Source organism: Proteus sp. fly-1008 (assembly GCF_040140305.1).
GTDB lineage: Bacteria > Pseudomonadota > Gammaproteobacteria > Enterobacterales > Enterobacteriaceae > Proteus > Proteus vulgaris_B.
This window is the reverse complement of record NZ_JBEEWH010000045.1, coordinates 1-1,183: the sequence shown is the minus strand read 5'-3', so window position 1 is coordinate 1,183 and position 1,183 is coordinate 1. Positions and strand designations below refer to the sequence as shown.

Annotated in this window: 1 protein-coding gene; it reads left to right on the top strand. The window is 43.9% G+C overall.

Going from position 1 to position 1,183, the window contains the following annotated elements; translation table 11 throughout:
* Window positions 1-153: 153 nt before the first annotated feature.
* Window positions 154-969: an aminoglycoside O-phosphotransferase APH(3')-Ia gene (aph(3')-Ia, locus tag ABN256_RS19050; RefSeq protein ID WP_000018329.1), complete on the top strand. Its 816-nt coding sequence runs from the start codon at window positions 154-156 to the stop codon at window positions 967-969.
* Window positions 970-1,183 lie beyond the last annotated feature (214 nt).

The window sequence follows — 1,183 nt, the reverse complement described above, 5'->3', positions numbered from 1 at the left end:
ATGCCGGCCTTTGAATGGGTTCATGTGCAGCTCCATCAGCAAAAGGGGATGATAAGTTTATCACCACCGACTATTTGAAACAGTGCCGATAAAAATATATCATCATGAACAATAAAACTGTCTGCTTACATAAACAGTAATACAAGGGGTGTTATGAGCCATATTCAACGGGAAACGTCTTGCTCGAGGCCGCGATTAAATTCCAACATGGATGCTGATTTATATGGGTATAAATGGGCTCGCGATAATGTCGGGCAATCAGGTGCGACAATCTATCGATTGTATGGGAAGCCCGATGCGCCAGAGTTGTTTCTGAAACATGGCAAAGGTAGCGTTGCCAATGATGTTACAGATGAGATGGTCAGACTAAACTGGCTGACGGAATTTATGCCTCTTCCGACCATCAAGCATTTTATCCGTACTCCTGATGATGCATGGTTACTCACCACTGCGATCCCCGGGAAAACAGCATTCCAGGTATTAGAAGAATATCCTGATTCAGGTGAAAATATTGTTGATGCGCTGGCAGTGTTCCTGCGCCGGTTGCATTCGATTCCTGTTTGTAATTGTCCTTTTAACAGCGATCGCGTATTTCGTCTCGCTCAGGCGCAATCACGAATGAATAACGGTTTGGTTGATGCGAGTGATTTTGATGACGAGCGTAATGGCTGGCCTGTTGAACAAGTCTGGAAAGAAATGCATAAGCTTTTGCCATTCTCACCGGATTCAGTCGTCACTCATGGTGATTTCTCACTTGATAACCTTATTTTTGACGAGGGGAAATTAATAGGTTGTATTGATGTTGGACGAGTCGGAATCGCAGACCGATACCAGGATCTTGCCATCCTATGGAACTGCCTCGGTGAGTTTTCTCCTTCATTACAGAAACGGCTTTTTCAAAAATATGGTATTGATAATCCTGATATGAATAAATTGCAGTTTCATTTGATGCTCGATGAGTTTTTCTAATCAGAATTGGTTAATTGGTTGTAACACTGGCAGAGCATTACGCTGACTTGACGGGACGGCGCTTCCCTACCCTCATGGCCGCCTCCCAGGAATCGACCCAGGTGCTTATCGTGGACATAATCCTTTACTCATAAATTGGCACTGTTGCAAAGTTAGCGATGAGGCAGCCTTTTGTCTTATTCAAAGGCCTTACATTTCAAAAACTCTGCTTACC